General features: G+C 49.2%; 21 protein-coding genes and 1 pseudogene. 10 read left to right on the forward strand and 12 right to left on the reverse strand.

The annotated features are described in order from the left end of the window. Positions 1–89: 89 nt before the first annotated feature. Complete coding sequence (ybeY, locus tag ABNK31_RS16745; RefSeq protein ID WP_418893565.1) at positions 90–479, reverse strand: rRNA maturation RNase YbeY; 390 nt, start codon at positions 477–479, stop codon at positions 90–92. A 97-nt stretch (positions 480–576) separates the two neighbouring features. Between ybeY (ABNK31_RS16745) and ABNK31_RS16750 the strand changes: the two genes are divergently transcribed. After that, positions 577–2,094: an IS1634 family transposase gene (locus ABNK31_RS16750; RefSeq protein ID WP_418893566.1), complete on the forward strand. Its 1,518-nt coding sequence runs from the start codon at positions 577–579 to the stop codon at positions 2,092–2,094. 24 nt (positions 2,095–2,118) lie between these two features. On the opposite strand, the pseudogene ABNK31_RS16755 reads toward ABNK31_RS16750, so the two are convergent. The 3 genes and pseudogenes from ABNK31_RS16755 to ABNK31_RS16765 all read right to left on the reverse strand — a co-directional run. Continuing rightward, positions 2,119–2,250: pseudogene (locus tag ABNK31_RS16755) on the reverse strand (FAD-dependent oxidoreductase); the annotation flags it as partial. A 102-nt stretch (positions 2,251–2,352) separates the two neighbouring features. Further along, positions 2,353–2,775, reverse strand: a complete 423-nt coding sequence (ybeY, locus tag ABNK31_RS16760) for an rRNA maturation RNase YbeY (protein ID WP_418893567.1) — start codon at positions 2,773–2,775, stop codon at positions 2,353–2,355. Positions 2,776–2,811: 36 nt separating this feature from the next. Beyond that, positions 2,812–4,044, reverse strand: coding sequence for a nucleoside recognition domain-containing protein (locus ABNK31_RS16765; RefSeq protein ID WP_418893568.1), 1,233 nt, complete (start codon positions 4,042–4,044; stop codon positions 2,812–2,814). Between the two features lie 156 nt (positions 4,045–4,200). Here ABNK31_RS16765 and ABNK31_RS16770 point away from each other — a divergent pair, with 156 nt between their 5' ends. Together ABNK31_RS16770 and ABNK31_RS16775 are read left to right on the forward strand one after the other, a co-directional pair. After that, the gene (locus ABNK31_RS16770; protein ID WP_418893569.1) at positions 4,201–4,944 is read left to right on the forward strand and encodes a ComEA family DNA-binding protein; all 744 of its coding nucleotides are present in this window, start codon (positions 4,201–4,203) and stop codon (positions 4,942–4,944) included. A gap of 91 nt (positions 4,945–5,035) precedes the next feature. Next, positions 5,036–6,307, forward strand: a complete 1,272-nt coding sequence (locus tag ABNK31_RS16775) for a uracil-xanthine permease family protein (RefSeq protein ID WP_418893570.1) — start codon at positions 5,036–5,038, stop codon at positions 6,305–6,307. Between the two features lie 19 nt (positions 6,308–6,326). Here the strand turns inward: ABNK31_RS16775 and ABNK31_RS16780 are convergent, their stop codons facing one another. The 4 genes from ABNK31_RS16780 to ABNK31_RS16795 all read right to left on the reverse strand — a co-directional run bounded on the left by ABNK31_RS16780 (position 6,327) and on the right by ABNK31_RS16795 (position 10,727). After that, the gene (locus ABNK31_RS16780; protein WP_418893571.1) at positions 6,327–6,980 is read right to left on the reverse strand and encodes an ATP-binding cassette domain-containing protein; all 654 of its coding nucleotides are present in this window, start codon (positions 6,978–6,980) and stop codon (positions 6,327–6,329) included. Further along, complete coding sequence (locus ABNK31_RS16785) at positions 6,977–7,285, reverse strand: hypothetical protein (RefSeq protein ID WP_418893572.1); 309 nt, start codon at positions 7,283–7,285, stop codon at positions 6,977–6,979. Before ABNK31_RS16785 ends, ABNK31_RS16780 begins: the two co-directional genes overlap by 4 nt. Before the next feature lie 19 nt (positions 7,286–7,304). After that, positions 7,305–8,012, reverse strand: a complete 708-nt coding sequence (locus ABNK31_RS16790) for a fructosamine kinase family protein (protein WP_418893573.1) — start codon at positions 8,010–8,012, stop codon at positions 7,305–7,307. A gap of 93 nt (positions 8,013–8,105) precedes the next feature. Next, on the reverse strand, positions 8,106–10,727 hold the full coding sequence (locus tag ABNK31_RS16795; protein ID WP_418893574.1) for a valine--tRNA ligase: 2,622 nt from the start codon (positions 10,725–10,727) through the stop codon (positions 8,106–8,108). Positions 10,728–10,986: 259 nt separating this feature from the next. On the opposite strand from ABNK31_RS16795, the gene ABNK31_RS16800 reads away from it, so the two are divergent. Together ABNK31_RS16800 and ABNK31_RS16805 are read left to right on the forward strand one after the other, a co-directional pair. Next, on the forward strand, positions 10,987–11,253 hold the full coding sequence (locus ABNK31_RS16800) for a hypothetical protein (protein ID WP_418893575.1): 267 nt from the start codon (positions 10,987–10,989) through the stop codon (positions 11,251–11,253). Further along, on the forward strand, positions 11,250–11,552 hold the full coding sequence (locus tag ABNK31_RS16805; RefSeq protein WP_418893576.1) for a hypothetical protein: 303 nt from the start codon (positions 11,250–11,252) through the stop codon (positions 11,550–11,552). The genes ABNK31_RS16800 and ABNK31_RS16805 overlap by 4 nt, the downstream gene beginning before the upstream one ends. 128 nt (positions 11,553–11,680) lie before the next feature. Here ABNK31_RS16805 and ABNK31_RS16810 read toward each other — a convergent pair whose 3' ends face one another. Beyond that, positions 11,681–12,847 carry an exo-beta-N-acetylmuramidase NamZ domain-containing protein gene (locus ABNK31_RS16810; protein WP_418893577.1) on the reverse strand — a complete coding sequence of 389 codons (1,167 nt, stop codon included), beginning with the start codon at positions 12,845–12,847 and terminating at the stop codon, positions 11,681–11,683. Positions 12,848–12,899: 52 nt separating this feature from the next. Then, complete coding sequence (locus tag ABNK31_RS16815) at positions 12,900–13,298, reverse strand: MerR family transcriptional regulator (RefSeq protein WP_418895438.1); 399 nt, start codon at positions 13,296–13,298, stop codon at positions 12,900–12,902. Between the two features lie 144 nt (positions 13,299–13,442). On the opposite strand from ABNK31_RS16815, the gene alaS reads away from it, so the two are divergent. Beyond that, entirely contained in the window at positions 13,443–16,064 is a 2,622-nt protein-coding gene (alaS, locus tag ABNK31_RS16820) for an alanine--tRNA ligase (RefSeq protein ID WP_418893578.1), read from the forward strand. Between the two features lie 56 nt (positions 16,065–16,120). On the opposite strand, the gene ABNK31_RS16825 is transcribed toward alaS, so the two are convergent. Then, a complete protein-coding gene (locus ABNK31_RS16825) occupies positions 16,121–17,365 on the reverse strand; it encodes an FAD-dependent oxidoreductase (protein WP_418893579.1) in 1,245 nt (414 codons plus the stop codon). 112 nt (positions 17,366–17,477) lie between these two features. Here ABNK31_RS16825 and ABNK31_RS16830 point away from each other — a divergent pair, with 112 nt between their 5' ends. The 4 genes from ABNK31_RS16830 (at position 17,478) to ABNK31_RS16845 (ending at position 22,483) form a co-directional block, all read left to right on the forward strand. Beyond that, positions 17,478–19,577, forward strand: coding sequence for a TonB-dependent receptor (locus ABNK31_RS16830; protein WP_418893580.1), 2,100 nt, complete (start codon positions 17,478–17,480; stop codon positions 19,575–19,577). 22 nt (positions 19,578–19,599) lie between these two features. Next, entirely contained in the window at positions 19,600–20,826 is a 1,227-nt protein-coding gene (locus tag ABNK31_RS16835; RefSeq protein WP_418893581.1) for an MFS transporter, read from the forward strand. Continuing rightward, on the forward strand, positions 20,823–22,190 hold the full coding sequence (gene hemN, locus ABNK31_RS16840) for an oxygen-independent coproporphyrinogen III oxidase (protein WP_418893582.1): 1,368 nt from the start codon (positions 20,823–20,825) through the stop codon (positions 22,188–22,190). The genes ABNK31_RS16835 and hemN overlap by 4 nt, the downstream gene beginning before the upstream one ends. 152 nt (positions 22,191–22,342) lie before the next feature. After that, on the forward strand, positions 22,343–22,483 hold the full coding sequence (locus tag ABNK31_RS16845) for a hypothetical protein (protein WP_418893583.1): 141 nt from the start codon (positions 22,343–22,345) through the stop codon (positions 22,481–22,483). Here the strand turns inward: ABNK31_RS16845 and ABNK31_RS16850 are convergent. After that, positions 22,466–23,767, reverse strand: coding sequence for an acetyl-CoA hydrolase/transferase family protein (locus ABNK31_RS16850; protein WP_418893584.1), 1,302 nt, complete (start codon positions 23,765–23,767; stop codon positions 22,466–22,468). The two genes, ABNK31_RS16845 and ABNK31_RS16850, sit on opposite strands and share 18 nt — an antisense overlap. Positions 23,768–24,023: the final 256 nt, after the last annotated feature.

Below are 24,023 nucleotides of genomic sequence, written 5' to 3' on the forward strand. Positions count from 1 at the left end.
GCATACAAAGATACGAAAAAAAGATTGATAAGAGATTGGCCGAGTTGCTTCTCTCCATCCGCCAAACGTCCGGGAACCGTTAGACGGATTCATCTCGTTCGGAGCATTTGCAAGGCTTTCTCTTCGGCTTCGCGCATCCTCTTTGCGTCGTCCTCGGTTTTGTCGTTGATGCCGCAAAGATGCAGAACGCCGTGGATGATTACCCTGTTCAACTCCTCGGCAAAGAGCGTCCCGAATTTTTCCGCATTCGAATGCACGGTGTCGACGCTAATGATAATATCGCCTGCGAGGATGTCTTCTTCCGTATAGTCGAAAGTGATAATATCCGTATAAAAATCATGTTGTAAATAGTGCCTGTTTACTTCGAGTATTTTCTCGTCCGAACAGAACAAATAGGAAAGCGAGCCTGCTTGCTTGCCGTATTCCTTGGCGACGGACTGAATCCATTCCGCCGTTTTTCTTTTTCCTGACTTCGTCACTTTTTATCTTTTGTTTTTCAATTCTTTGATTTTTAGCTTACTAAATTTTCGTTTAGCCTGTTTTGGGTGAATCGGCTATTTTTATTACTTTCGATTCATGTTTATACGAAAACGAAAGAATAAATCGGGAACCACTTCTGTCGTTGTTGTCGATAAAAGCGGGGGTAAGTTCAAAGAATTAGTCACTATCGGTGTTAGTGAAAATCCCTTTGAAATAGCGCGATTATGCCAAAAAGGAAAAGCATGGATAAAATCTCACACTTGTTCACCGGAGCTCGACTTGTTCGAAGAACGTGAGCAAACGGAACGCCTTCTGAACAATATCGAACAACTCCTGATTAACGGGACGGAACTCTTGTTGGGCAATATATTTGACCGTATCGGTTTTAATTCGATAGATGACCCTGTATTCAGGCATTTGGTTCTTTCACGCTTGAGTTTTCCCTCCAGCAAGCGGGCAACGGTGGAATATCTGAAGGACTATTATGATGAAGATATTGATTTGTCCAACATATACCGTTATATGGACAAATTATATAATACCCATAAAGGAGAGGTTCAACGGATAAGCACCGATCATACAAAGCACATTTTAGGAGGCGTTATCGGGATTGTCTTTTATGATGTCACTACCATATATTTTGAAACAGATCATGGAGATGACTTGCGCAAGACGGGGTTTTCTAAAGAAGGAAAACATCAAAACCCGCAGATTGTATTAGGCCTGTTAGTGAGTTTAGGCGGCTATCCGTTAACGTATGAAATATTTGAAGGGAATAAGTTCGAAGGGCATACCATGCTTAAAGTGGTGAAAGATTTTACCGGGAAACATGATATATCGGATGCTATTGTAGTTGCGGACTCCGGGTTAATGACCCATGCAAATATAGAAGCCTTGCAAGAGGGCGGCTATCAATATATTATCGGGGGGAAAATAAAAAATGAATCCAACAGGGTCAAGGACTGGGTTCTTTCCCTTAACCTGGAAGACAGGGAATTTTCTGAATACTCCAAAGCGGAAGGCGTACGCCTGATTGTCGGCTACAGTCAAAAAAGAGCGGACAAGGACAAATACAATAGGGAAAAAGGCATCCGCAGGTTGGAAAAATTACACCGTTCTAAAAAGCTGACCAAGTCAAGCATCAACAAACGGGGTTATAATAAATACTTGAAAATGGAGGGGGAAGTCCGGGTTTCCATAGACTACGAATTGTTTGAACAAGACTCCCGTTGGGATGGACTAAAAGGATACATCACCAATACAAGGCTTCCGGCAAAAGAAGTATATGCCAATTATTCGCATTTATGGATGATTGAAAATGCTTTTCGTATTGCCAAGTCAAAACTGGAAATACGTCCCATCTTCCATTTTACAAGCAGAAGGATAGAGGCACATATCTGCATTTGTTTTGCAGCCTATAAAGTTTACAAAGAACTGGAAAGGCTTCTTTATGAAATGGGGAGCGATGTTACTCCAGATAAAGCTATTTACATTGCCGGAACTATTACTACAATAGTTATCAAACTCCCCAACACGAACGAGACGATAAAAAGGGTACTCCTTTTAACAGACAAGCAGAAAAAGTTGGCTAAACTTTTTGAAGATGCTTTTTAGGGTGAATCGTTGACGAAGTCAGGAGCTCATCTGCGCAATTTTGTTCATATCCATTGTGATGAGCAACGTGCGCGAGCCCAACTTGGCCGTGGCCGTAGCTGCCTCGCAGCCGGCGTGTCCGGCGCCGACAACAATTATATCATAAGAAGAATTCATCTGTTATTTATAAGCATACAAAGATACGAAAAAAAGATTGATAAGAGATTGGCCGAGTTGCTTCTCTCCATCCGCCAAACGTCCGGGAACCGTTAGACGGATTCATCTCGTTCGGAGCATTTGCAAGGCTTTCTCTTCGGCTTCGCGCATCCTCTTTGCGTCGTCCTCGGTTTTGTCGTTGATGCCGCAAAGATGCAGAACGCCGTGGATGATTACCCTGTTCAACTCCTCGGCAAAGAGCGTCCCGAATTTTTCCGCATTCGAATGCACGGTGTCGACGCTAATGATAATATCGCCTGCGAGGATGTCTTCTTCCGTATAGTCGAAAGTGATAATATCCGTATAAAAATCATGTTGTAAATAGTGCCTGTTTACTTCGAGTATTTTCTCGTCCGAACAGAACAAATAGGAAAGCGAGCCTGCTTGCTTGCCGTATTCCTTGGCGACGGACTGAATCCATTCCGCCGTTTTTCTTTTTTTAATGGGAGGAAGCTTTACGCCTTCCGCTTGAAAAGTGATTGCCATAATTAACGTTTATTTGCATTTAGAATCCTCTATTTCTTAGCCGAAGAACAGGTAGCCGACAAATATCGCCGCCACAATGCCTGCCAAATCCGCCAAAAGGGCATAAGGAACGGTATAGCGCGAGTTTTTGATGTTCACCGCGCCGTAGTAAACAGCAACGATATAGAATGTCGTGTCGGTAGCGCCCTGAAAAAGCGCTGATAAACGTCCCGCGAACGAATCGGCGCCGAATGTCGCCATCGTATCGATCATCATGCCCCGTGCGCCGCTTCCGCTCAGCGGTTTCATCAAGGCGGTGGGCATGGCATCGACCCATCGGGTATCCATGCCCGTCATCGCTACCAGATCGCGCAGTCCGTCCATCAAAAAATCCATCGCCCCCGAAGCTCGGAATACGCCGATACCGACCAGTATGGCTATAAGATAGGGGATAATGGTGACGGCGGTTTTAAAACCGTCCTTCGCCCCGTCGATAAATGCGTCGAACACATTTACCCGCTTCATCATCGCTTTAACAATAAAAGACACGATAATCGTCAGCAACAAAATATTCGCGACCAATCCGGATGCCATGTTGATTTGTTCCTGAGGCATGGAACGGAAGATCATTACCGTGGCGACAATGATTGCCGTCATCCCGAGAAGGAATCCCATGATGGCTTTGCTGAATATATTGATGCGCTGTTTGAGGCAAACAGCCAACATTCCCGCCAATGTCGAGATGAAGGTGGCGATCATGATGGGGATAAATACGTCCGCCGGATTGGCAGAACCCATCTGCGCCCGATAGACCATAATGGTGACGGGAATGAGTGTCAGTCCCGAAGCATTTAACACCAAAAACATGATCATGGGGTCGGAGGCCTGTTCTTTATCGGGATTGATCTCTTGCAGTTCTTTCATCGCTTTCAGCCCGAAAGGCGTGGCGGCATTATCCAGCCCCAGCATATTGGCCGATACGTTCATCAGGATGGAAGCCGATGCAGGATGCCCTGTGGGAATCTGCGGGAAGAGCTTCGAAAACAAAGGCGCCGCCGCCCGTGAAAACAGCCGCACCATGCCGCCGCGTTCACCGATTTTCATTACGCCCAGCCAAAGCGACAACACACCCGTAAGCCCGAGAGAAATCTCGAATCCGGTCTTCGCCGTGTCATAGGTCGAGTTCATAATGTCGGTAAATACAGCGAGGTTGCCGAAGAACACCAGTTTAATGAACGCCACTGCAAAGGCAATGACAAAAAAAGCAATCCAAATATAATTTAAAACCATATGTAATCCCTGTGGATAGGTCGTGACTCTTTGTTATTGAAGCTCAAAGGTACAATTTCTTGCAGACGGAGAAAAGAGAAACGCGAATTTGATGAAATATTTTTGACGATTTCCATTAATTTAATAGCTTTACACCGTGAAAAAGGATAGAAAGATATGCGGTGGAATGATTTTCTGTATTTTCGGAAGGAAGAGAGACGTGGCATCCTTCTTTTGCTTCTGCTGATTGTGTGTACGCTTATAATCAATATATTATTGTCAAATAAGAAATCATCATCGGTCATTATCGCCCGAACGGATTCCTTGCAGCGGGAGTTCGAAGACTTCCGGCGGTCCTTACAGACAACCGGTGGCGAAGAGTATCCATATAATAACCATCAATACAAAAAGAGTCGGGATGTTCGTCATCCGGGTCTTCTTTCGGATAGTGGAAAATTGTATGCAAATGCTGGAAAGCGCACTTATTTTACGCCGGCATATCATTCAACGGTAAAACTTGCTGCCGGGGAAACGATTTCGTTAAATGAAACCGATACGGCAATATGGAAAAAAGTGCCCGGCATCGGTTCCGCATATGCGGCCCGGATTGTGAAATACCGCCGTTTGTTGGGCGGATTCTACTCGAAGAAGCAACTACAGGAAGTGTATGGTATCGATGAGGAGCTATATGCAAAGATTTTGCCTTTTGTGGTGCAAGATGACAATTTTTCCCGGCTGAACGTGAACGAGCTTCCGTTTGATTCATTGTTGCGACATCCGTATATCGATTATAAGCAGGCGAAAGTGATTATTGACTTGCGCCGCCGCAAAGGACGTGTGGAGTCGATAGAGGAATTGGGGCTGTTGGATGAATTTACGGCAGAGGATCTCGCCCGGCTGAAGCCTTATTTGGTTTTTTGAAGGCGCCGCTTCCCGTTTGACGGCTTATGCCGTTTGGAGGGGGTAGGCGAGGGGCATTCCGTCGCCATCTATATAGAATAAAAATAGGACAATGAAATATCGTTTGGAAGATAAGCCCGAACCGAAAGCGTTTGTGCTGTTCGGGCTACAATGGGTCAGTGTAATTTTACCTTCGTTGGTGATTCTATCCGCTTTAACGTCGAAACTTACTTCGGAAGACAGCGGCATACAAATGGCTTATCTCTGTAAAGTGTTTGTTTTAACGGGTGCGGGACTTATCGCGCAAATTCTGTGGGGGCACCGCCTGCCGGTGCTTATCGGCCCGGCTACCGTGTTGTTGATCGGAATTGTCAGTAGTTCGGGCGCTTCACAAGAAGCCGTGTACACGTCGATAGTATTAGGTGGCGCGCTGTTGGTATTATTGTCATACCTGAAACTGTTCGATAGGGTGCAAAAGCTGTTTACGCGGCGCGTTATCGTGGTTATTCTGCTATTGGTGTCCTTCACCATCATGCCGCTGGTCGTGTCTCTGTCGTTAGGAAGCGATGGAAGACCGTTCGGCAATTTTCTGTACACCCTGTCCCTCTGTGCGGCGATCGTCGTTCTCAATCAAATTCTGAGAGGAATCTGGAGGTCGGGCGCGGTGCTTATTGCGTTTATCGGAGGAAGTTTGATTTATCCCCTTTTCTTCGGGGGGCAGGCGGCGAACGAAGCGGGCGAGGGGGCATTCGATTTAAGCGTGCTTATGAATCATCTGTTTATCACGCCTGAGTTTGATTTTTCTGTTTTCCTTGCATTTCTCTTCTGCTTTATGGCTTTGTTGGTAAACGAAGCCGGTTCCATCCGTTCCGTCGGTACCCTGATCGATGCCCCTGATTTGGAACACCGCACGCGCCGGGGTGTGCGGATGACCGGGTTCTTCAACATGCTGGCGGGCGTGTCGGGAGTGATCGGCGCGGTCGATTATTCGTTCAGTCCCGGTGTGATTGCTTCCTCGCGATGTGCCTCGCGTTATCCGCTGATTCTAACCGGAGCTTTGTTAATGGTATGCCCGTTTGTTCCGGGGGTGATCGGTTGGCTGACGGCCATTCCGTCGGCGGTTATGGGGGCGGTGCTCTTGTACGTGATGAGCAGCCAGGTGTCCGCCGGATTGCAGATGCTGTTCAAAGGAGAAACGCAACTATCGTTCAACGACGGGCTTGTGATAGGTCTTCCGTTGATGTTGGCCGTATTGATCGCCTTCGCTCCGGAATCCTTTAGCGAATCGATTCCTTCGCTTATCCGGCCTATTGTGGGGAACGGCTTTGTGATGGGATGCTTGGCGGTAATCGCATTGGAACATCTATTACCCCGGGGAGACTGAAATAGCTTTCGATTATTTGTTAACCGATATATCCTGATTCTTTCATATCGTAGAGCGTGGAAACAAGATGGTTTTTGCCGTTTTTAAGAATATAAATCGTATCCGATAAATCCGCCACATGTTTATAGAGATGGTCGGTAATAAGAAATCCTTTACGGGAACGTTCCTCGCCAATGATTGCTTTTATTTTTAAAATCTGTACCGGACTGATATGGGTAAACGGTTCGTCGAGAAACACAAATCGGCATGCCGAGCGGATGAGCGTATATAATTCGATGAGCCGGACGGTTCCTCCGGAGAGGTCCTTCAATCGTACGGTGTCACCATCGAGTTGTACCTCTGGAAAATCCTTTCCAAAAGCAGCGAAATCGATATCCCTTTCCCTGAAAATGCGCCTTAAAGTCATCGATTTAGGAATGAAATTATGTTGCGGAACATAGCCGAGAAGATGAGGCTGTTTATAAGCTTCGAATATTGTTTTGCCATCGCATCGGACGGATTTTTCAGCCGGCAAGGTGCCGAAAGCCACGCGCATCAGGCTCGATTTTCCTTCACCGTTGCGCCCCAATAATCCGACGACTTGTCCGGTTTCGATTTTCAGGTAAATATCCGACAAGATAAGTCGATCTCCGAATAGTAAACGGACGCTGTCGATCTCCAAGATGTGTCTCATAGAAATTGTACTGTTATGAATATCAAGATAAAAAATAAGAACATATCAAAAGACAAGGTACTTATCCACAGAGCCTTTTTCGATAATCCGAAGTTGAAAAAATAGTAATATTCGTGTCTTTTGTATTCGTTGATAAAATAGGCGCTGGCCGCCAGTGTGCCTACTTTAAACCAGAAAAGCACCGAATATGCCCCCATGCCGTTTCTATATAGCAGATACATGCAAGCACCGTCGATGATTAGCGATGTCGGCAGGAAATAGCGGTGGAAAGCGAAGAGGAGACGTATCTTTTTCCATAAATCCATGACGGACTGTTTTATCTTGTCAAAAATAGCGTTTTAAAATAGCCGCGACGGACGAGTAATATCCGCTGCCGAACAGGTTGAGATGTACCAGAAGGTAATAGAGTTGATAGAGATCGATTTGCTCGAGGTAATTACCGCCCCACAGGTCGCCGTGCAGCAGGGAAGGCTTAACATCCTCTCCCAAGATATCGGTGAACACGCGGAGGGCTTTACCTTCGGCCGGAATTTCGTCGGGGCGCAACCGGTGCGCCTTGAGCGCGAGGCGGCATTGCGGGGCGATGCGTTCGTACCAATAAAACGCCGGCCAATCGTCGTGCGGGGAATTGCTTTGCGGCAGCCGTCCGATAAAATTATCTTCTTCAAATCCGAAGCGCTCTTGCGGATAACAATGCAGGTGCGCCAGATGCGTGCCCAGCCGCTCGAAATCGGTGTGGTCGGGATGCTTACTTTCGATAAAGTCCATCAAAAGAAAGGATTCTCCGTCGACTGTCTCGGTCAGGTAAACATGCGGAACGGCGATTGTTCCGGTGCTTTCGAGCACCTGCAAGCCCGATTGTTCCGCGTGGAACATTGCTCCGGCTTCGGGGCGGTCGTTTACTTTCAGCAGATACTTTTTGTCTTTTGTTTCCAGCAGATACGCCGATGAAATGCTGCCTCCCGAAACAGGACGGGAGGAGAGGATTTCCTCCTCGATTCGATCGGAAATATAAGATAAGCTACGTTTCATATTTTGTCCCCTCCCCGTCAAACGGCTATCTGCCGTGGTTTTTTATTTCATTCGTCTTTTATCCGTTACACCGCTTAGAGCAGCCAAACGGGCTCAATCGCGGGTCAAACCGGTGATGCTTTCTTTCAGCAACGCGATTTTCTCTTCCGCATCGACCTGTTTCCGGCGTTCGTTTTCGACAATCTCCGGCTTGGCATTCTGCACGAACCGTTCGTTGCCGAGCTTCTTTAATACCGATTGCAGAAACCCTTCCTGATACGCCAGTTCGGATGTCAGCTTTTTCAGTTCCGCTTCTTTGTCGATCTTATCGCGCAACGGCATGCTGTATTCGGTGGTACCGACAAAGAACGCCGGTGCACCCGGCTCTTTTTGCGTTACCGGAGCGATGGACGACAAGTGGCACATCTTCGTGAGCAAGCTATTGTATTTGTCATTATGCCCGCTTCCCGTGTGGAGTACGAGCGCTTCTTTGTTGGGAATATTCTTCTCGAGGCGGATCGTTCGTACCCCGGCGACAATCTGTTTGACGGTTTCGAAAGCGTCGAGCAGCGACTCATCCACCATGCCGGCAGCCGGTTGCCGTGTCACCATAATGCTTTCCCCTTCGCGTCGGTCGTACGCACGTTGCCAGAGTTCTTCGGTGATGAAGGGCATGAAAGGATGCAAGAGGCGCAACAAGGCGTCGAAGAAGCCCAGAGTGGCTTCGTAAGTCGCTTTATCGATGGGTTGTTGATAGGCAGGCTTAATCATCTCCAAGTACCAGGAAGAAAACTCGTCCCAGAAAAGGCGGTATACCTGCATGAGCGCTTCGGAGAGGCGGTATTTCGAAAACAGATCATCTATCTCGCGGATATTTTTCGAGAGCAGATTCCCGAACCATTCGATAGCGATAGCCGCCGTATCGGGTTGCGGCGTCTCTTCCTTCACCTCCCATCCCTTTATCAGACGGAAAGCGTTCCATATCTTGTTATTGAAATTGCGTCCCTGTTCGCAGAGCGATTCGTCGAAGAGCAAGTCGTTGCCGGCCGCCGAAGAAAGGAGCATTCCCATGCGCACGCCGTCGGCCCCGTATTGGTCGATCAGTGTCAGCGCGTCGGGCGAGTTGCCGAGTTGTTTCGACATCTTGCGTCCCTGCTTGTCGCGCACGATCCCCGTGAAATACACGTTTTTAAAGCAAGGTTCGCGGCGGTATTCGTACCCGCACATAATCATGCGCGCCACCCAGAAAAAGATGATGTCGGGGCCTGTCACCAGGTCACTGGTCGGATAATAGTACACAATGTCTTTATTATCGGGGTCGTTGAATCCGTCGAAGACCGATATCGGCCATAGCCACGACGAAAACCAGGTGTCAAGGACGTCTTCATCCTGACGCAGGTCGTCGATAGACAGCGGATAATCGACCTTTTGCAATGCTTTTTGATAGGCTTCTTCGCGCGTCATCGCCACCACGTAGCCCCCTTTGGGAAGGAAGTACGCCGGAATGCGATGTCCCCACCACAATTGGCGGCTGATGCACCAATCTTTGATGTTCTCCATCCAATGGCGGTAGGTGTTTTTGTATTTCTCGGGATAGAAGCGGATGGTATCGTTCTCTACCGCTTCGAGGGCGGGCTGCGCGAGATCGTCCATCTTCAGGAACCATTGCATGGAGAGCTTCGGTTCGATAGCGGCATTCGTTCTTTCCGAAAAACCCACTTTATTCGTGTATGGTTCTACTTTTTCGAGCAAACCGGCTTCCTCGAGGTCTTTTTCTATTTGTTCGCGGACGGCGAAACGATCCATACCGGCGTAACGGCCGCCATGTTCGTTGAGGGTTCCGTCGGGATGGAAGATATCGATGGAAGGCAAGTTATATTTTTCACCCAGCATATAGTCGTTCACATCGTGGGCGGGCGTTACTTTCAGGCAGCCCGTTCCGAATTCGATATCGACATATTCGTCTTCGATGACCGGCACCGTGCGGCCGGCCAGCGGGACGATCAGTTTCTTCCCTTTCAGATGGGCGTTTTTCGGATCATTCGGATTAATGCACACCGCCGTATCGCCGAAAATCGTTTCCGGGCGCGTAGTGGCGATCACCGCGTAATTATCAGATCCCTCTTCTTTATACCGCAAGTAATACAATTTTCCGTGTACCTCTTTATGGATCACCTCCTCGTCCGAGAGGGCGGTGAGCGCCTGCGGATCCCAGTTGACCATCCGTACGCCCCGATAGATAAGTCCTTTGTCGTAAAGGTCGCAGAATACACGCAATACGCTTTGGGTTCGTTTCTCGTCCATGGTGAACACCGTCCTGTCCCAATCGCACGAGGCTCCGAGGCGCTTCAATTGTTCGAGGATGATGCCCCCGTGTTCGTGAGTCCAATCCCACGCATGCTCCAAGAATTCATCACGCGAGAGATCGTTTTTGCGGATCCCTTGCGAAGCCAGCTTATTGACCACTTTGGCTTCGGTAGCGATGGAAGCGTGGTCGGTGCCGGGAACCCAACACGCATTTTTCCCTTGCATGCGGGCGCGGCGCACCAGTACATCCTGTATCGTATTGTTCAACATGTGTCCCATGTGAAGGATTCCGGTCACGTTGGGAGGTGGAATAAGCAGGGTAAACGGTTCTCGCTCATCCGGTTCGGAATGAAACAGCCGGTTGTCCATCCAGTATTTATACCATTTCGCCTCTACCTCCTCAGGATTATATTTACTTGCAATCTCCATATATGTTTCAATTTAAGGAGCAAAAGTACAAAAAAAAACGCAAAGTATGGTTTTAGAAGATGAGAGCATTCTTTTAGATCCTTTGCTGCTATGGACTTAGTTGATAGGTTTCCTTATCAAGCTCGAAATCCAATAAGTTCTGAAGTTCTTATATGATACGAGGTTGTTCCATAATTAGTCATTATCGTATTTGAGGTTGAATAAATTTTTGTTCTTTGAAGAAAACGCTTACATTTGCAGGTGAAAGGAGGCTGATTTTATGAAAATTATTGCACATATCAACGCAGATACGACCGAGGGGCGGGAAATTATTGCGTATCTGAAAAAATTCCCCGATGTGGTAACTTTTCCATCGAATGCGGTAAATGAACCGACAGAGGAATATACTCGTTTAGAGATCCCTACTGAAGATGTTTTGTCGGAAGACATGGAGAAGGCTCCAACGCATCGGCAAGTCTTTTCGAAACTATTGGATGATTTGAGTGAAGATTACGGCATCGATATGCACGCTCATTTCAAGTTATGAAATATCGTATTCGTTATTCCGATTCTGCATTGGAAGATATCCGTAATCTTCGTTTTATAATACGCGATACTTATAAGGCTCCGCTTACGGCGATTCATTATTTACAAGGGCTTTACGATGAAATAAAACGGTTGGCTGTTATGGCGGAGTCGTTGCCTGTTCAACAGAGTGAATCTTTATTGCGCTTCGGAAAGAATGTCAGACGCATTAATTATTCAAGTTTCGCAAGTGCGTTTGTAATCGTTGCGACTCAAACGGAGCCCTTTAGATGTTTTGTGGGGACCCGGCGTTCGCAATGAGCGTAAAAAGAGGAGCTGTTTGAGCGAAGCGAGTTCTACTCTTTTAGCGAACGAGAACGATACCGGGTCACAAAACATCGGGAGGCGAAGGTGAGTTGCAACGATATGGCTTGCGAAACTTGAATTAATTATTCTTCATACAACAGATACGGTTTGCGCTGTTGTTTGAACCGTTCCACGTCGTTTTGCCATTTCTTTTTGATTTCGTCGGCCGATTTGCCGGCGATGATATCTTGGCGGATATACTCCACGCCGACCAGTTTTTCAAAGAAAGCGGTGAAGAACTTCTCACCCATCTGCAGGTTGGCGTACGCATCGATGACATACGATAAATCGAACCTTTTTTCCCAAATCACTTCATCGGAAACCGGACGAAGATCGACACCATAGCACGTTTCATTCAACAACGGCGGATTCTTCGCACCGGGCACGCTGCGGGGAGTGAAAGAAAAATCGGAACCTTTATACTTCGGATGCCCGTATATCTCAAACGGATAAGGTGTGCCGCGCCCGAGGCTCACGACGGTGCCTTCGAACAAGCAGGTCGACGGATATAAGTAAATGGAATGGTTATTCGGCAGGTTGGGAGAGGGGGCCACCGGCAAATCGTAGCGCGTTTGGTGCGTATAATTTTCGCACGGGACGACCGTTACATCGCAGGTGCGGCCTTCGGGCAACCACTTCTCTCCGTTGATCATCAACGCCAGTTCGCCGAGGGTCATGCCGTGAACAACCGGTATCGGCAACCATCCCACGCCGGATTTATATTTCATGTCGAGGATCGGGCCGTCTACGTAGAATCCGTTGGGATTCGGCCGGTCCAATACGATCATTTTCTTGCCGTGTTCGGCGCAAGCGTCCATCAGGCGCGCCATGCTGGCGTAATACGTATAAAAGCGAAGTCCCACATCTTGCAGATCGAACACCAGTACATCGAATTGTTTCATCTTATCGGCCGACGGTTTGCCGCTGCCGCTGCCGTACAGCGACCAAATAGGGATGCCTGTTTTTTCGTCTATGGAACTCGATACGTGTTCCCCGGCGTCGGCCGTCCCGCGGAAGCCGTGTTCGGGTGAGAAGATGCCCGCAATACGGATGTCGTTCTTCAGCAACATATCCACCAGGTGCTCATTACCGACCATCCCGGTTTGGTTGGACATGACGGCCACCCGTTTTCCCTGTAAAAGGGGAAAATAGAGGGAGGTGTTTTCGGCACCCATTTTTACCGGTTCGCCGTTTTGCGCAAAAAGTATCGTAGAGAAAAGCAACGTGGTTAAAAAGATCATTTTTTTCATCGGATCATTCTTTTTTGTGTAATAAGCGTCGGTTTTAGTTATTCGATCTGGGCTATTCTTTTTCAATATGAGGACTGATATATTTTTGATGTTCATGCAACCGGTCGAATTCCTCTTCCATCGAAAGCAATTCCTTTTTGATATCCTGAAGCTTGTCCAGAACCTGCACGCGTTTCAGATGGTCGTCTTTTTTTTCTTTCAAGGTCTGGCGGGCGCCGTCGAGGGTCAGGCCTTTTTCTTTCACCAAATGATAAATCACTTCGATTTGTTGCACATCTTCCCGGGTATACTGACGGGTGCCTCCCGGCGTTTTTTTCGGGCGGATCGTATCGAACTCTTTTTCCCAAAAACGGAGCAGCGAGATGTTCACCGCAAAATGATCGGCTACTTCCTGAATCGAAAAGAAGAGACGTTTACTGTTGAAGTCGATAGGTTTCTTTCGTTTGCCCATTGGTGTTTGAAAAATACGGATAAAATCGTTTGTCGGTTTATCTGCGCCTATCTTTAGGATAATGGCGTAGAGATGTGGCAAAAATAAAGATTTTAGTGTAACTTTGCAAACCATTTATCAGAAATAACTCGTTTTTTATAAGATATGATGACTTCAAAACAAATCAGGCAATCGTTTAAAGATTTTTTTGCCTCTAAAGGACATCAGGTGGTCCCCTCGGCTCCTTTAGTCATTAAGGACGATCCGACGTTGATGTTTACCAACGCCGGGATGAATCAGTTTAAAGACATTATCCTGGGGAATGTCCCTGCGAAATATCCCCGCATAACGGATTCGCAGAAATGTCTGCGGGTAAGCGGAAAGCACAACGACTTGGAAGAAGTGGGGCACGATACCTATCACCACACGATGTTCGAGATGCTTGGAAACTGGTCGTTCGGCGATTATTTTAAAAGGGAAGCCATCCAATGGGCGTGGGAATACCTGACCGAAGTCATCAAGATCGATAAAGACCGTTTGTACGCCACCGTTTTCGAAGGAAGCGAAGAAGAAGGCCTTGCGCGCGATACGGAGGCGGCCGGATACTGGGCGCAATACTTGCCTGCCGACCGCATCATCGATGGAAACAAAAAAGACAACTTCTGGGAGATGGGCGATACAGGACCTTGCGGACCGTGTTCGGAAATTCATGTCGATATCCGTTCCGATGAGGAACGAGCAAAGGTCGACGGGCTGTCGCTGGTGAATAAAAGCCATCCGCAGGTCATCGAAATATGGAACCTGGTCTTTATGCAATATAACCGCAAGGCGGACGGATCGCTGGATCCCCTTCCGGCAAAAGTCATCGATACGGGAATGGGCTTCGAGCGGTTGTGCATGGCCGTGCAGGGCAAGAAATCGAATTACGACACCGATATCTTTCAACCGCTGATCAAGAAGATCGCCGAAGTATCGGCAACCGATTACGGCGATGATCCTAAAAAAGACATTGCCATGCGCGTCGTAGCCGATCATGTGCGCACCATCGCTTTTTCGGTTACCGACGGGCAGTTGCCGTCGAATGCGAAAGCGGGGTACGTGATTCGCCGTATCTTGCGCCGCGCCGTTCGTTACGGATATACTTTCCTCGACCTGCATGAAGCGTTTATGTATAAGCTCATACCGGCGTTGGTCGATGTGATGGGCGAGGCGTATCCCGAATTGGTTGCGCAGCGCTCTTTAGTGGAAAAGGTGATCAGGGAAGAGGAAGAGTCGTTTTTGCGGACGTTGGAGACGGGCATCCGTTTGCTGGAAAAACAAATGGAAGAGCATACCGCAAAAGGTGAAACGAAACTCGAAGGCGCGGTGGCTTTTAAATTATATGACACTTACGGATTTCCGTTGGATTTAACGGAACTCATCTTGCGGGAACACGGCATGACCGTCGACCACGACGGATTCGATGCCGAAATGCGTAAGCAGAAAGAACGGGCGCGTCATGCGGCGGCCGTAGAAACCGGCGATTGGGTGCTGGTGCGCGACGGCGAACCGCAATTTGTCGGCTACGATAAGACGGAGGTCGAAACGCACATCCTGCGTTACCGGAAGGTGAAACAAAAAAACAAGTCTTTCTTTCAGATCGTTTTGTCGGTGTCTCCTTTTTATGCCGAAATGGGAGGCCAGGTAGGCGATAGCGGTTGGCTTCTGACGGAAAACGGATCCATTGAGATTTTCGATACCAAGCGGGAAAATAACCTCGCTTTGCATCTTTCGAATAAGCTTCCCGAAGAAACGGAAGGAACGTTTCTCGCCCGGATCGATACGCAAAAACGGACGGCCACCGAGTGCAACCATACGGCTACGCACTTAATGCACGAAGCCCTGCGGGAGGTGTTGGGGAAACATGTCGAACAGAAGGGATCGTATGTATCGCCCGAATCGTTGCGCTTCGACTTCTCTCATTTTCAGAAGATGACCCGTGAGGAAATCCGTCAAGTGGAAGAGTTGGTGACCGCTGCCATACGCGGCGATTTTCCGTTGGAAGAGCATCGGCAGGTGCCGATCGAAGAAGCGAAGGCTGCCGGGGCGATGGCGTTATTCGGGGAGAAATACGGCGATACGGTTCGCACGGTACGCTTCGGCTCGTCGATCGAATTATGCGGAGGAACCCACATCTCGTCTACCGGCCGTATCGGAACATTCCGCATTGTGAGCGAAAGCGCCATCGCCGCCGGAGTACGCCGTATAGAAGCCGTAACCGCTAAAGCGTGTGAAGATTATCTGTATGAGAAAGAAGAGATCCTTCAAGGCATAAGGGAATTGATCGTGGGCAGTTCTCCGGAAATCCTTACCGGACTGAGGAAGCTCATCGATGAAAACGAAGAGATGAAGAAAAAGATCGTCGAGTTTACGAAAGAGAAGGCGCAACGACTGAAGAAAGCCATTCTTTCGCGTAAGGAGATTGTTAACGGAGTCTCTGTTTTCAAAGCCGTTTCGGAAACGGTGCCGCCGGAGGTTGTAAAAGATATAGCATTCTGGCTGCGAAACGAAGTGCCGGAGAATATGCTTTTCGTGGCAGGTACCTTGTCGGACGGTCGTCCGGGAATTACCTTGATGTTGAGCGATGATTTGGTCGCCAAAGGCTTGAATGCCGCCAAAATCATTCGTGAAGCCGCCAAACATATTCAGGGCGGCGGAGGCGGACAACCGCACTTCGCGACGGCAGGAGGTAAAAATCCTGACGGGCTGGCCGATGCGGTGGAAGCGATTATGCAGCAGTTGAAATAAAAAATAAGCAGCCGGAACGGCAACCGGCTCATTATTCGTCAAACGGGAGGGAGTCGTTAGACGGATGCCCGATTCACCGCCCGGTATCGCGCGCATTCATCGGCCGAACGGTGGATGCAATCTTCCAACGACAACCCGTAATAATAATTTCCCAGGAAAAACGTATGCTTCTGCCGGCGTAACGCTTCCACTTGCTCGATGATATCGGTATGTTCGAGGCGGGGAGAGGGTAATACGTGCAATTTAGCGGCGGTTTCGAGAATATCTTTTTCATCGATATTCAAAACCGTCCTTATCAGGCGAAGTTTTTCCGTTTCAGTCTTTTGCCCCTTATAAAAATGAAACGTGAAGCCCCGCAAACGGGGATGTTCCGCCGCATCCCGCGGAACCGCCGAGAGGAATTCATCCGATACGGGAATGATGCCCGCCACTTTTTGCAGGGTGAGTCTGTCCTTGTCCACAATCACCGTCATCGCTTCGGATTCGAACAAGCCGATGGTCTTTAGCCGCGCGCTGACCTCCGGCTCGATGTCCGCCGTCAATTGCGAAGCTATCTGGGGATTCGTGGCGAGCGCGATATTCCGGCTCCGGAAAGTTTCGCCCGCCGATGTTTCAACCGAATAGATTCCATCCGCCAACGTGACTTTCGCCGCTCCGCTGCTCGTCCTGACGGAGAAGCCTCCTTCCTCTGTCATCGCTTGTAGGAGCGATGACAATCCTTTGCTGAAAGAATATTTGCGCGGCATTTCCTTGTTCCGTTCCTTTCTCTTTTTCAAAAAGAATACCGCCGGATACTCATCGGCATCCTGGCAAATCACCGCCCGGAACAACCGCCGGAAGAGCTTGTCGTAGTTCGACGCGCCCACCACCGGGCGAAAGGCTTGTTTCACCGTTTTCCCTTCCCTCGAGAAAGAAAACATCCGCCATCCGTGTGCGATTAAGGGCAGATACGATAGCTGCGACGCGACGCTTTTTAGGTGCCGGCCGTTGTGCAAGACATAGGAACATTTATCCAATGGCAGCAAATCCCGCTGTAATGCCGAATCCGTAACGATTGATAATAACCGAGTGTAGGAATTGTAACAGGTATGGGCGCCGAGTTCCGTCCAAAAGTCGGGATAGCGTTTCGGCGCGAAGGTGTCGATTTGTCCTCCCACGGACTTCTCCGCTTCCAATACGAGAACGCTGTCGCCGCTGTTCGCTGCCTGATACGCAAATGAGATGCCGCTGATGCCGCCTCCGATAACGATGCAGTCGAAAACGGATGTGCCGGGGCTGTTATTGCTTGTGTTGTGTGTCATGCCGCAAAGATAGAATAAATCTTTCGGATATGCCGCAGGATAACAATCACTATAAGTAGTGATTGTGCGCTGTTTTTTATTTGTGTACTTTTGCAAGATGAAAAGTTGGCTGATGAAAAAAGGATTTTTGCTTCCATTGGGAATCGTGTTCGCCCTTGCGATACAGGCTAAGGAGAAGGACGCACCGCTTGCGGAGGATTCTGTCGCGTTGTCGTATAACATTCACGAAGTGGTGATTGTGGGCGTTAAGGGGGGAAAGGACTTGACGGTGCAGCCGGTGTCGGCCACGCAGTTGTTCGGGCAGATGATTGCGGAAAGCAATATCTATAACCTCAAAGACCTGAACGGCTTCATCCCTAATTTCTTTATGCCCGAATATGGTTCCAAACTGACTTCGCCCGTGTATGTCCGCGGCATCGGCTCGCGCATCAACGCGCCGTCGGTAGGGCTTTATGTAGACGGCATTCCCTATTTCGACCGTTCCTCGTTCGATTTTCATCTGCAAAACATCGAACGCATCGAAGTGCTGCGGGGGCCTCAAGGCACCTTGTACGGGCGCAATACCATGGGCGGAATCATCAACGTATATACCCAATCGCCTTTTCGCAGCAAGGGGTCGACCATGCAGTTCTCTGCCGGCAGTCACGGCAATTACAAGGCGGCCGCATCCCATATCGGAAACATCGGCGGGCGCTTCGGTTATTCCTTGTCGGGCAGTTATAACAAGACGGGCGGCTATATCAAAAACGAATATAACGGTGAAAACGCCGATGCCATGGATGTGGCGACCGGCCGCATCCGTTTGGGATGGAATATCCGCCCGCAGTTGACGGCTTACCTGACGTCGGCGTATGAGTATTCCGACCAGCAGGCCTATCCCTACGGTATCTACGATGCGGAGCGCAACACGGTCGATAAGGTCGATTACAATGCCCCGTCGTATTACCGCAGGCACCTGTCGAACAACGGGCTGACCGTGGAATATGCCGCCCCTTCGTTCCGGTTGGGGTCGCAAACCTCTTTTCAGTACTTCGACGGAAAGCAGGGTATCGACCAGGATTTTACGCCTAACGACGCTCTTTTCGTGACGTTCACGCACCGGCAGCAGATGGTTTCGCACGAAACCAATATACAGTCCGTCGGGAAAAAGAAATACGATTGGCAGTTCGGCGTGTTTGCGTTCCGGCAGAATTATTCCCAAACCAACGATATCGAATACCGCGCTTTTTCGGATAGCCTGAAGGTCACTTCGGTAACAACTCCCACCACCGGCTTCGCGCTGTATCATCAATCGACGTTGAACGACCTGTTCTTCGAAGGCCTGTCGGCGACCGTCGGCGTGCGTTACGATCGGGAGAAAATAACGATGGAGAATCGGACCAAAACCTTTTCGAAAAGCGGTGTCGAAGAAAACCAAAGCCCCGTCACGGGTCGCGATGTGTACCATCAAGTTACCCCTAAATTTTCGCTGCAATACAATTTCACCGCCGACCGTCTGGCCTACCTGTCCGCCACGAAAGGCTACAAAGCGGGAGGCTTCAACACTACGGCGGAGGAAGAAAAAGACCGCGTGTTCAAGCCGGAGCATAGCTGGAGTTACGAGGCGGGCGCCAAAGGCGTGTTCTTCGACGGCCGGCTGCATGCCGATGCCAGCTTGTTTTACATCGACTGGACCGACCAGCAAATCACACAGCGGCGCGCTTCCGAACAAGGTTTTAAACTGCGTAATGCGGGAAAGTCAGCAAGCAAAGGGTTGGAAATATCGGCTTCGGTTTTCCCCTCGAAGGCACTCGGGCTGCATGTGGACTACGGCTATACGCATGCGGTGTTTAAGGATTATGTATATAACGAGAGCGCGGGCATCGATTATAGCGGAAATTTCTTATCTTTGGTGCCTCGCAATACGGTATCGGTAGCGGCGGACTATACCGTTCCCGTTAACAGGGAATGGCTCGACCGCATAAAACTGAATGCCCGTTATTCCGGGCTCGGCAAATTGTATTGGGATGATAAAAACGAGGCGGTGCAAGACTATTATTCGCAGGTAAATGCCACCGTTTCGTTTATCCGCAAGGGCGTATCGGTGGAAGTATGGGCGAAAAACCTCACGAATGAAAAGTATGTCACCTATTATTTCGAGATGGGCAAAAACCGGTTTGGGCAGCCGTCCAAACCTTTTTCGTTCGGAGTCGATATGACGATTTCTATTTAAACCTAACGACGGAGTACATCGCATGAGTTGGAACATCCGAAAGGGAGGAAAGCTGTTTACATTCCTTTGCCTGTATATCGCCCAAACCATCCCGATGAGTTTTTTCTCGACGGTATTGCCCGTCATTATGCGGCAACAACAGTTCCCGCTGGAGATTATCGGGATGCTTCAACTGATGAAGTTGCCGTGGGTGCTCAAGTTCGTTTGGTCGCCGGCGGTAGACCGCACGTGTTTCCGCCTGCACGATTATAAACGGTGGATATTTTCGGCCGAAATCATCTATGCCGGCATTATCCTTGCCGTGTCGTTCCTCGACTTCCACGTGACGCCGTGGTTGATTATCGGGCTGATCATCGCTTCGTTCATCGCCTCTGCGACACAAGATATCGCCACCGACGCCCTTGCCGTGGTTTCTTTCGGTAAAAAAGACAAGAGCATGGTCAACAGCATGCAATCCATCGGCAGTTTCGGCGGGGCGATGGTCGGCGGCGGGTTGTTGTTGCTGTTATACCATCGCATCGGATGGGCCTCGTTGCTTCCGTATCTGGCGCTGTTTGTCGTCCTATCGCTTATCCCGTTGTTTTTCTTCAAGGAAAAGCATTTGGAAAAGCCCATTTCGAAGGAAAAAATGCCGAAGCCCAATCCCGACGACCTGTTCGGATTTTTCAAGCAGAAGAACATCTGGAAGCAGGTTGTCTTTCTCTTTTTGTATAATGCCGGCATTATCGGCATACTGGCCATGCTGAAGCCGATGCTTGTGGACTACGGATATTCGGTCAGGCAAATCGGCATCATGTCGGGCATCGTAGGCACATCGGTCGGTTGCATCGCCTCCTTCGCGGGAGGTTTCATCGTCAGGAAAATCGGTCGGAGGACCGCCCGGGCGTTATTCGCTTTCCTCGTTCTTCTTACGGCAGCCTATTTCTATCTGTTGGTGGCAATGCTGCCGGTAAATACCGCCACGCTGCACTTCGGCATCTCGTTGCTTTGGGGCAGTTACGGGCTGGCGACGATTGTCGTTTATACGACTTCGATGGATTGCGTGCGGAAGGGGTACGAAGGGACCGACTTCACGATACAAACCGTTATCACGCATTTCAGCGGGATGTTGATGGCGATTGTAGCCGGCAAGCTGGCCGGCATGTTCGGTTACGGTACGTTGTTTCTTATCGAGACCGGCATTGCTTTCGTCTCGCTGAGTTATTTATTGATTGCCTTCGGGCGTAAAAAAGTCAGGCATACATCATGAATCAAGAAATCATTCAAAAGTATAGTGTTCCCGTACCGAGATATACCAGTTATCCGCCGGCGAACTATTTCAACGATTCCTTTACCGCCGAATCGTACAGGGAAGCGGTGATCGCTTCGAATGACGCTTCCCCGCAGCACATTTCCATCTATATCCATATCCCCTTTTGCTTCCGGATGTGTTACTATTGCGGCTGTAACGCCATGCTTCTCCGGAGCCCCGCGAGCGTCGAAGCATACCGGGAAGCATTGAAAAAAGAGATGCGCCTCGTGTTGCCGTTATTATCGCACGGCCGGAAGATTTCTCAAATACACTACGGCGGCGGAACGCCCACTTCCCAGCCGGCCTCTTTTCTACAGGAACTGAATGAAATCGTTCTTTCGGAGTTCGATTGTATCGATCAACCTGAAATTGCGATCGAATGTCATCCGGGATATATGGATGAAACGTATTGGAAAACCTTGCCGGATATCGGTTTTAACCGCGTGAGTATCGGCATTCAGGATTTTAAGGAAGAAGTGTTGCGAACCACCCGCCGCAAGGGCAGCCGCCTGCCGCTGGAGGATATTGTGGGCTGGCTCCGCGAAAAGCAAGTGTCGGTGAATTTCGACTTTATCTACGGCCTGCCGTTGCAAACGAGGGAGTCTTTTTCGGAAAGCATCCGTCATGCCGTCGACATACAGCCCGATCGGATCGTTACTTTTTCGTATGCTCATGTACCATGGGTCAATCCGTTGCAAAAGAAGCTGGAAGTCGCCGGTCTGCCCGGGCCTGTCCTGAAGAGCAACCTGTTTGACGATGCCGCCTCTATCCTTACGCATGCCGGTTATAAAGCCATCGGCATGGATCATTTTGTGCTGCCCGACGATGAGCTTTATCATGCGTTGCAGGAAAAAACGCTTGCCCGTAACTTTCAGGGGTATTGCACCCGTCACACCACCGGGCAGGTGTATGCTTTCGGAGTGACCGGCATCAGCCAGTTATCCAACTCGTACAGCCAGAATGTGAAAGATCTCGACACCTATATCTCGATGGTGAATGCCGGCCGCCTGCCCGTACTGAAAGGTTATTCGCTGAACCGCGAAGAGCAACTTGCCCGGGAGGTTATCTCTACCTTGATGTGTAATTATTCGGTGAATTGGGAAGAGGTCGCTTCTTCTGCGGGCGTTCCTGTCGGGCAGGTGAAGCAGGCGATCCATTATGATGAACAGGTCTTGAAGGCTTTCGCCGATGACGGAATCCTTGTTTTTGATGAAACGGCTATTCATGTCCTACCCGAAGCGGCGCCCTTTGTGCGTAATGTCGCGGCGGCATTGGATAAATTGATGCTCCATTCGGACAAGAAATTTTCCAAATCACTCTGAGTCGAGTCCCGCCTTTATATGCAGGAATCCAATTTAAGCGTCCAGAAATGGTGAATTTGCGCGCAGGAATGGCTCAAAAGCATGGATGAATGATGAATTAACGTGCAGAAATCATCGGTAAGCACGCAGAAATGGCCGGTAAGCGTATAGAAATGGATAAGAAGCACGCAGGAATGGCCGGTAAGCATGTAGGAATGGTCGGGAACCGCGTAAGAATGATCGGGACGGCTGTCAGAACCATTCCTCCGCAGAAAACGCCCAAATTAAGGGATGAATTATTTTCGTTTGAATAACGCGAAGTAATTTCGCTCCAGCTCTTCCCTGAAATCGGGATGCGCAATTTCTATCAGTTGCTTTGCCCGTTCGCGGAGGCTTTGTCCGCGAAGATGCGCAATGCCGTATTCGGTGATAATGTAATCGACATCGTTGCGCGAAGTCGTTACCGCAGCTCCTTGTTTAAGGAAAGGGACGATTCTCGATATTGTTCCGCCTACGGCCGTCGACGGGAGCGCCATAATCGATTTGCCCCCTTTCGACAGGCGCGCCCCCTGCACATAATCCACCTGCCCGCCCGTGCCGCTGTAAGTATAAGAGCCGATGGATTCGGCCGCCACCTGTCCGTTGAAATCCACCTCGATGCAGGAGTTGAGCGCAATCATTTTATCATTCTTCGCAATGTTGAACGGACTGTTGGTATAATCCACCGGATAGGCTTCGAGCATGGGGTTATTATCGGCGAAATCATACGTTTCCCGGTCTCCCATGAGGAAGGTGTAAATGATCTTTTCTTGATGGAAAGTCTTTCGTTTTCCGGTAATCACCCCTTTTTTCACCAAATCCACGATTCCCGGAGTGAACAGTTCGGTATGGATACCGAGGTCTTTCCGGTCGTCGAGGAGCATCAGCACCGCGTCGGGGATCGCGCCGATGCCGATTTGCAATGTCGCGCCGTCATCGATCAACGAAGAACAATGATGAGCAATCTTTTTTTCCAGTTCGCCGATAGTCGATTTTTGTACTTCAGGTAGCGGGTGCGATGCTTCCACAATATAATGCAGGTCGGTCACCGCGATTTTATTTTCCGGGCCCAATGTACGGGGCATGCGGTCGTTCATCTCTGCGATGATGGTATGGGCATTGCGGCACGCGGCCTTGATGTAATCGACCGACACGCCGAAGCTGCAATAGCCGTCGTTGTCGGGCGGCGTTACCTGAATAACCGCCACATCCACCGGAAACGATTTGATATCGAACATCGCCGGCAACTGCTGAAAATAACACGGGTAGAAGTCGGCACGCCCTTCCTCTACGGCTTTTCGCGAAACGTCGTTAAGGAAGCTCGATCGCAGGCGAAAGTGTTTTTCTACGCCGGGAGCCAGATGTACCGCATCGCCCACATAAAGCATGTGGAAGATCGACACATCGCGGTAGTCCTCTTTATGGTCGATCAACACTCTGTTGATGGTGGACGGGCATGCGGCGGCATGGCTGTATACCAAGTGGTCGCCCGATCGGATGGCTTTTATCGCTTCTTCGGCCGTGCAGGTATGGATGGCAAGATATTCTCTCCAGTTCATTGCGGTAATCATTAACGGTTCACAGGAACATCTTGCAAAAATAAAGAAAGATTTCTGTTTTGTACGCATTCCGGGAAGATTGTTTCGTCTTATTTTGATGTTTAAAGCATTGATAAATAAGTATCTCTGTGACAGGTTCGCAATAAAAAGGCTTCGATGCTTTTGATTTGGATGATAAGGCGTTTATACGGAAAAAGATTATCGGTCGAAGGGGCTTTTTGACAATAGATTCATTTTTTGTCTTTTGTCTTTCTCC

Origin of the sequence: Limibacterium fermenti (genome assembly GCF_041902845.1) — a bacterium.
Lineage (GTDB): Bacteria > Bacteroidota > Bacteroidia > Bacteroidales > Dysgonomonadaceae > Limibacterium > Limibacterium fermenti.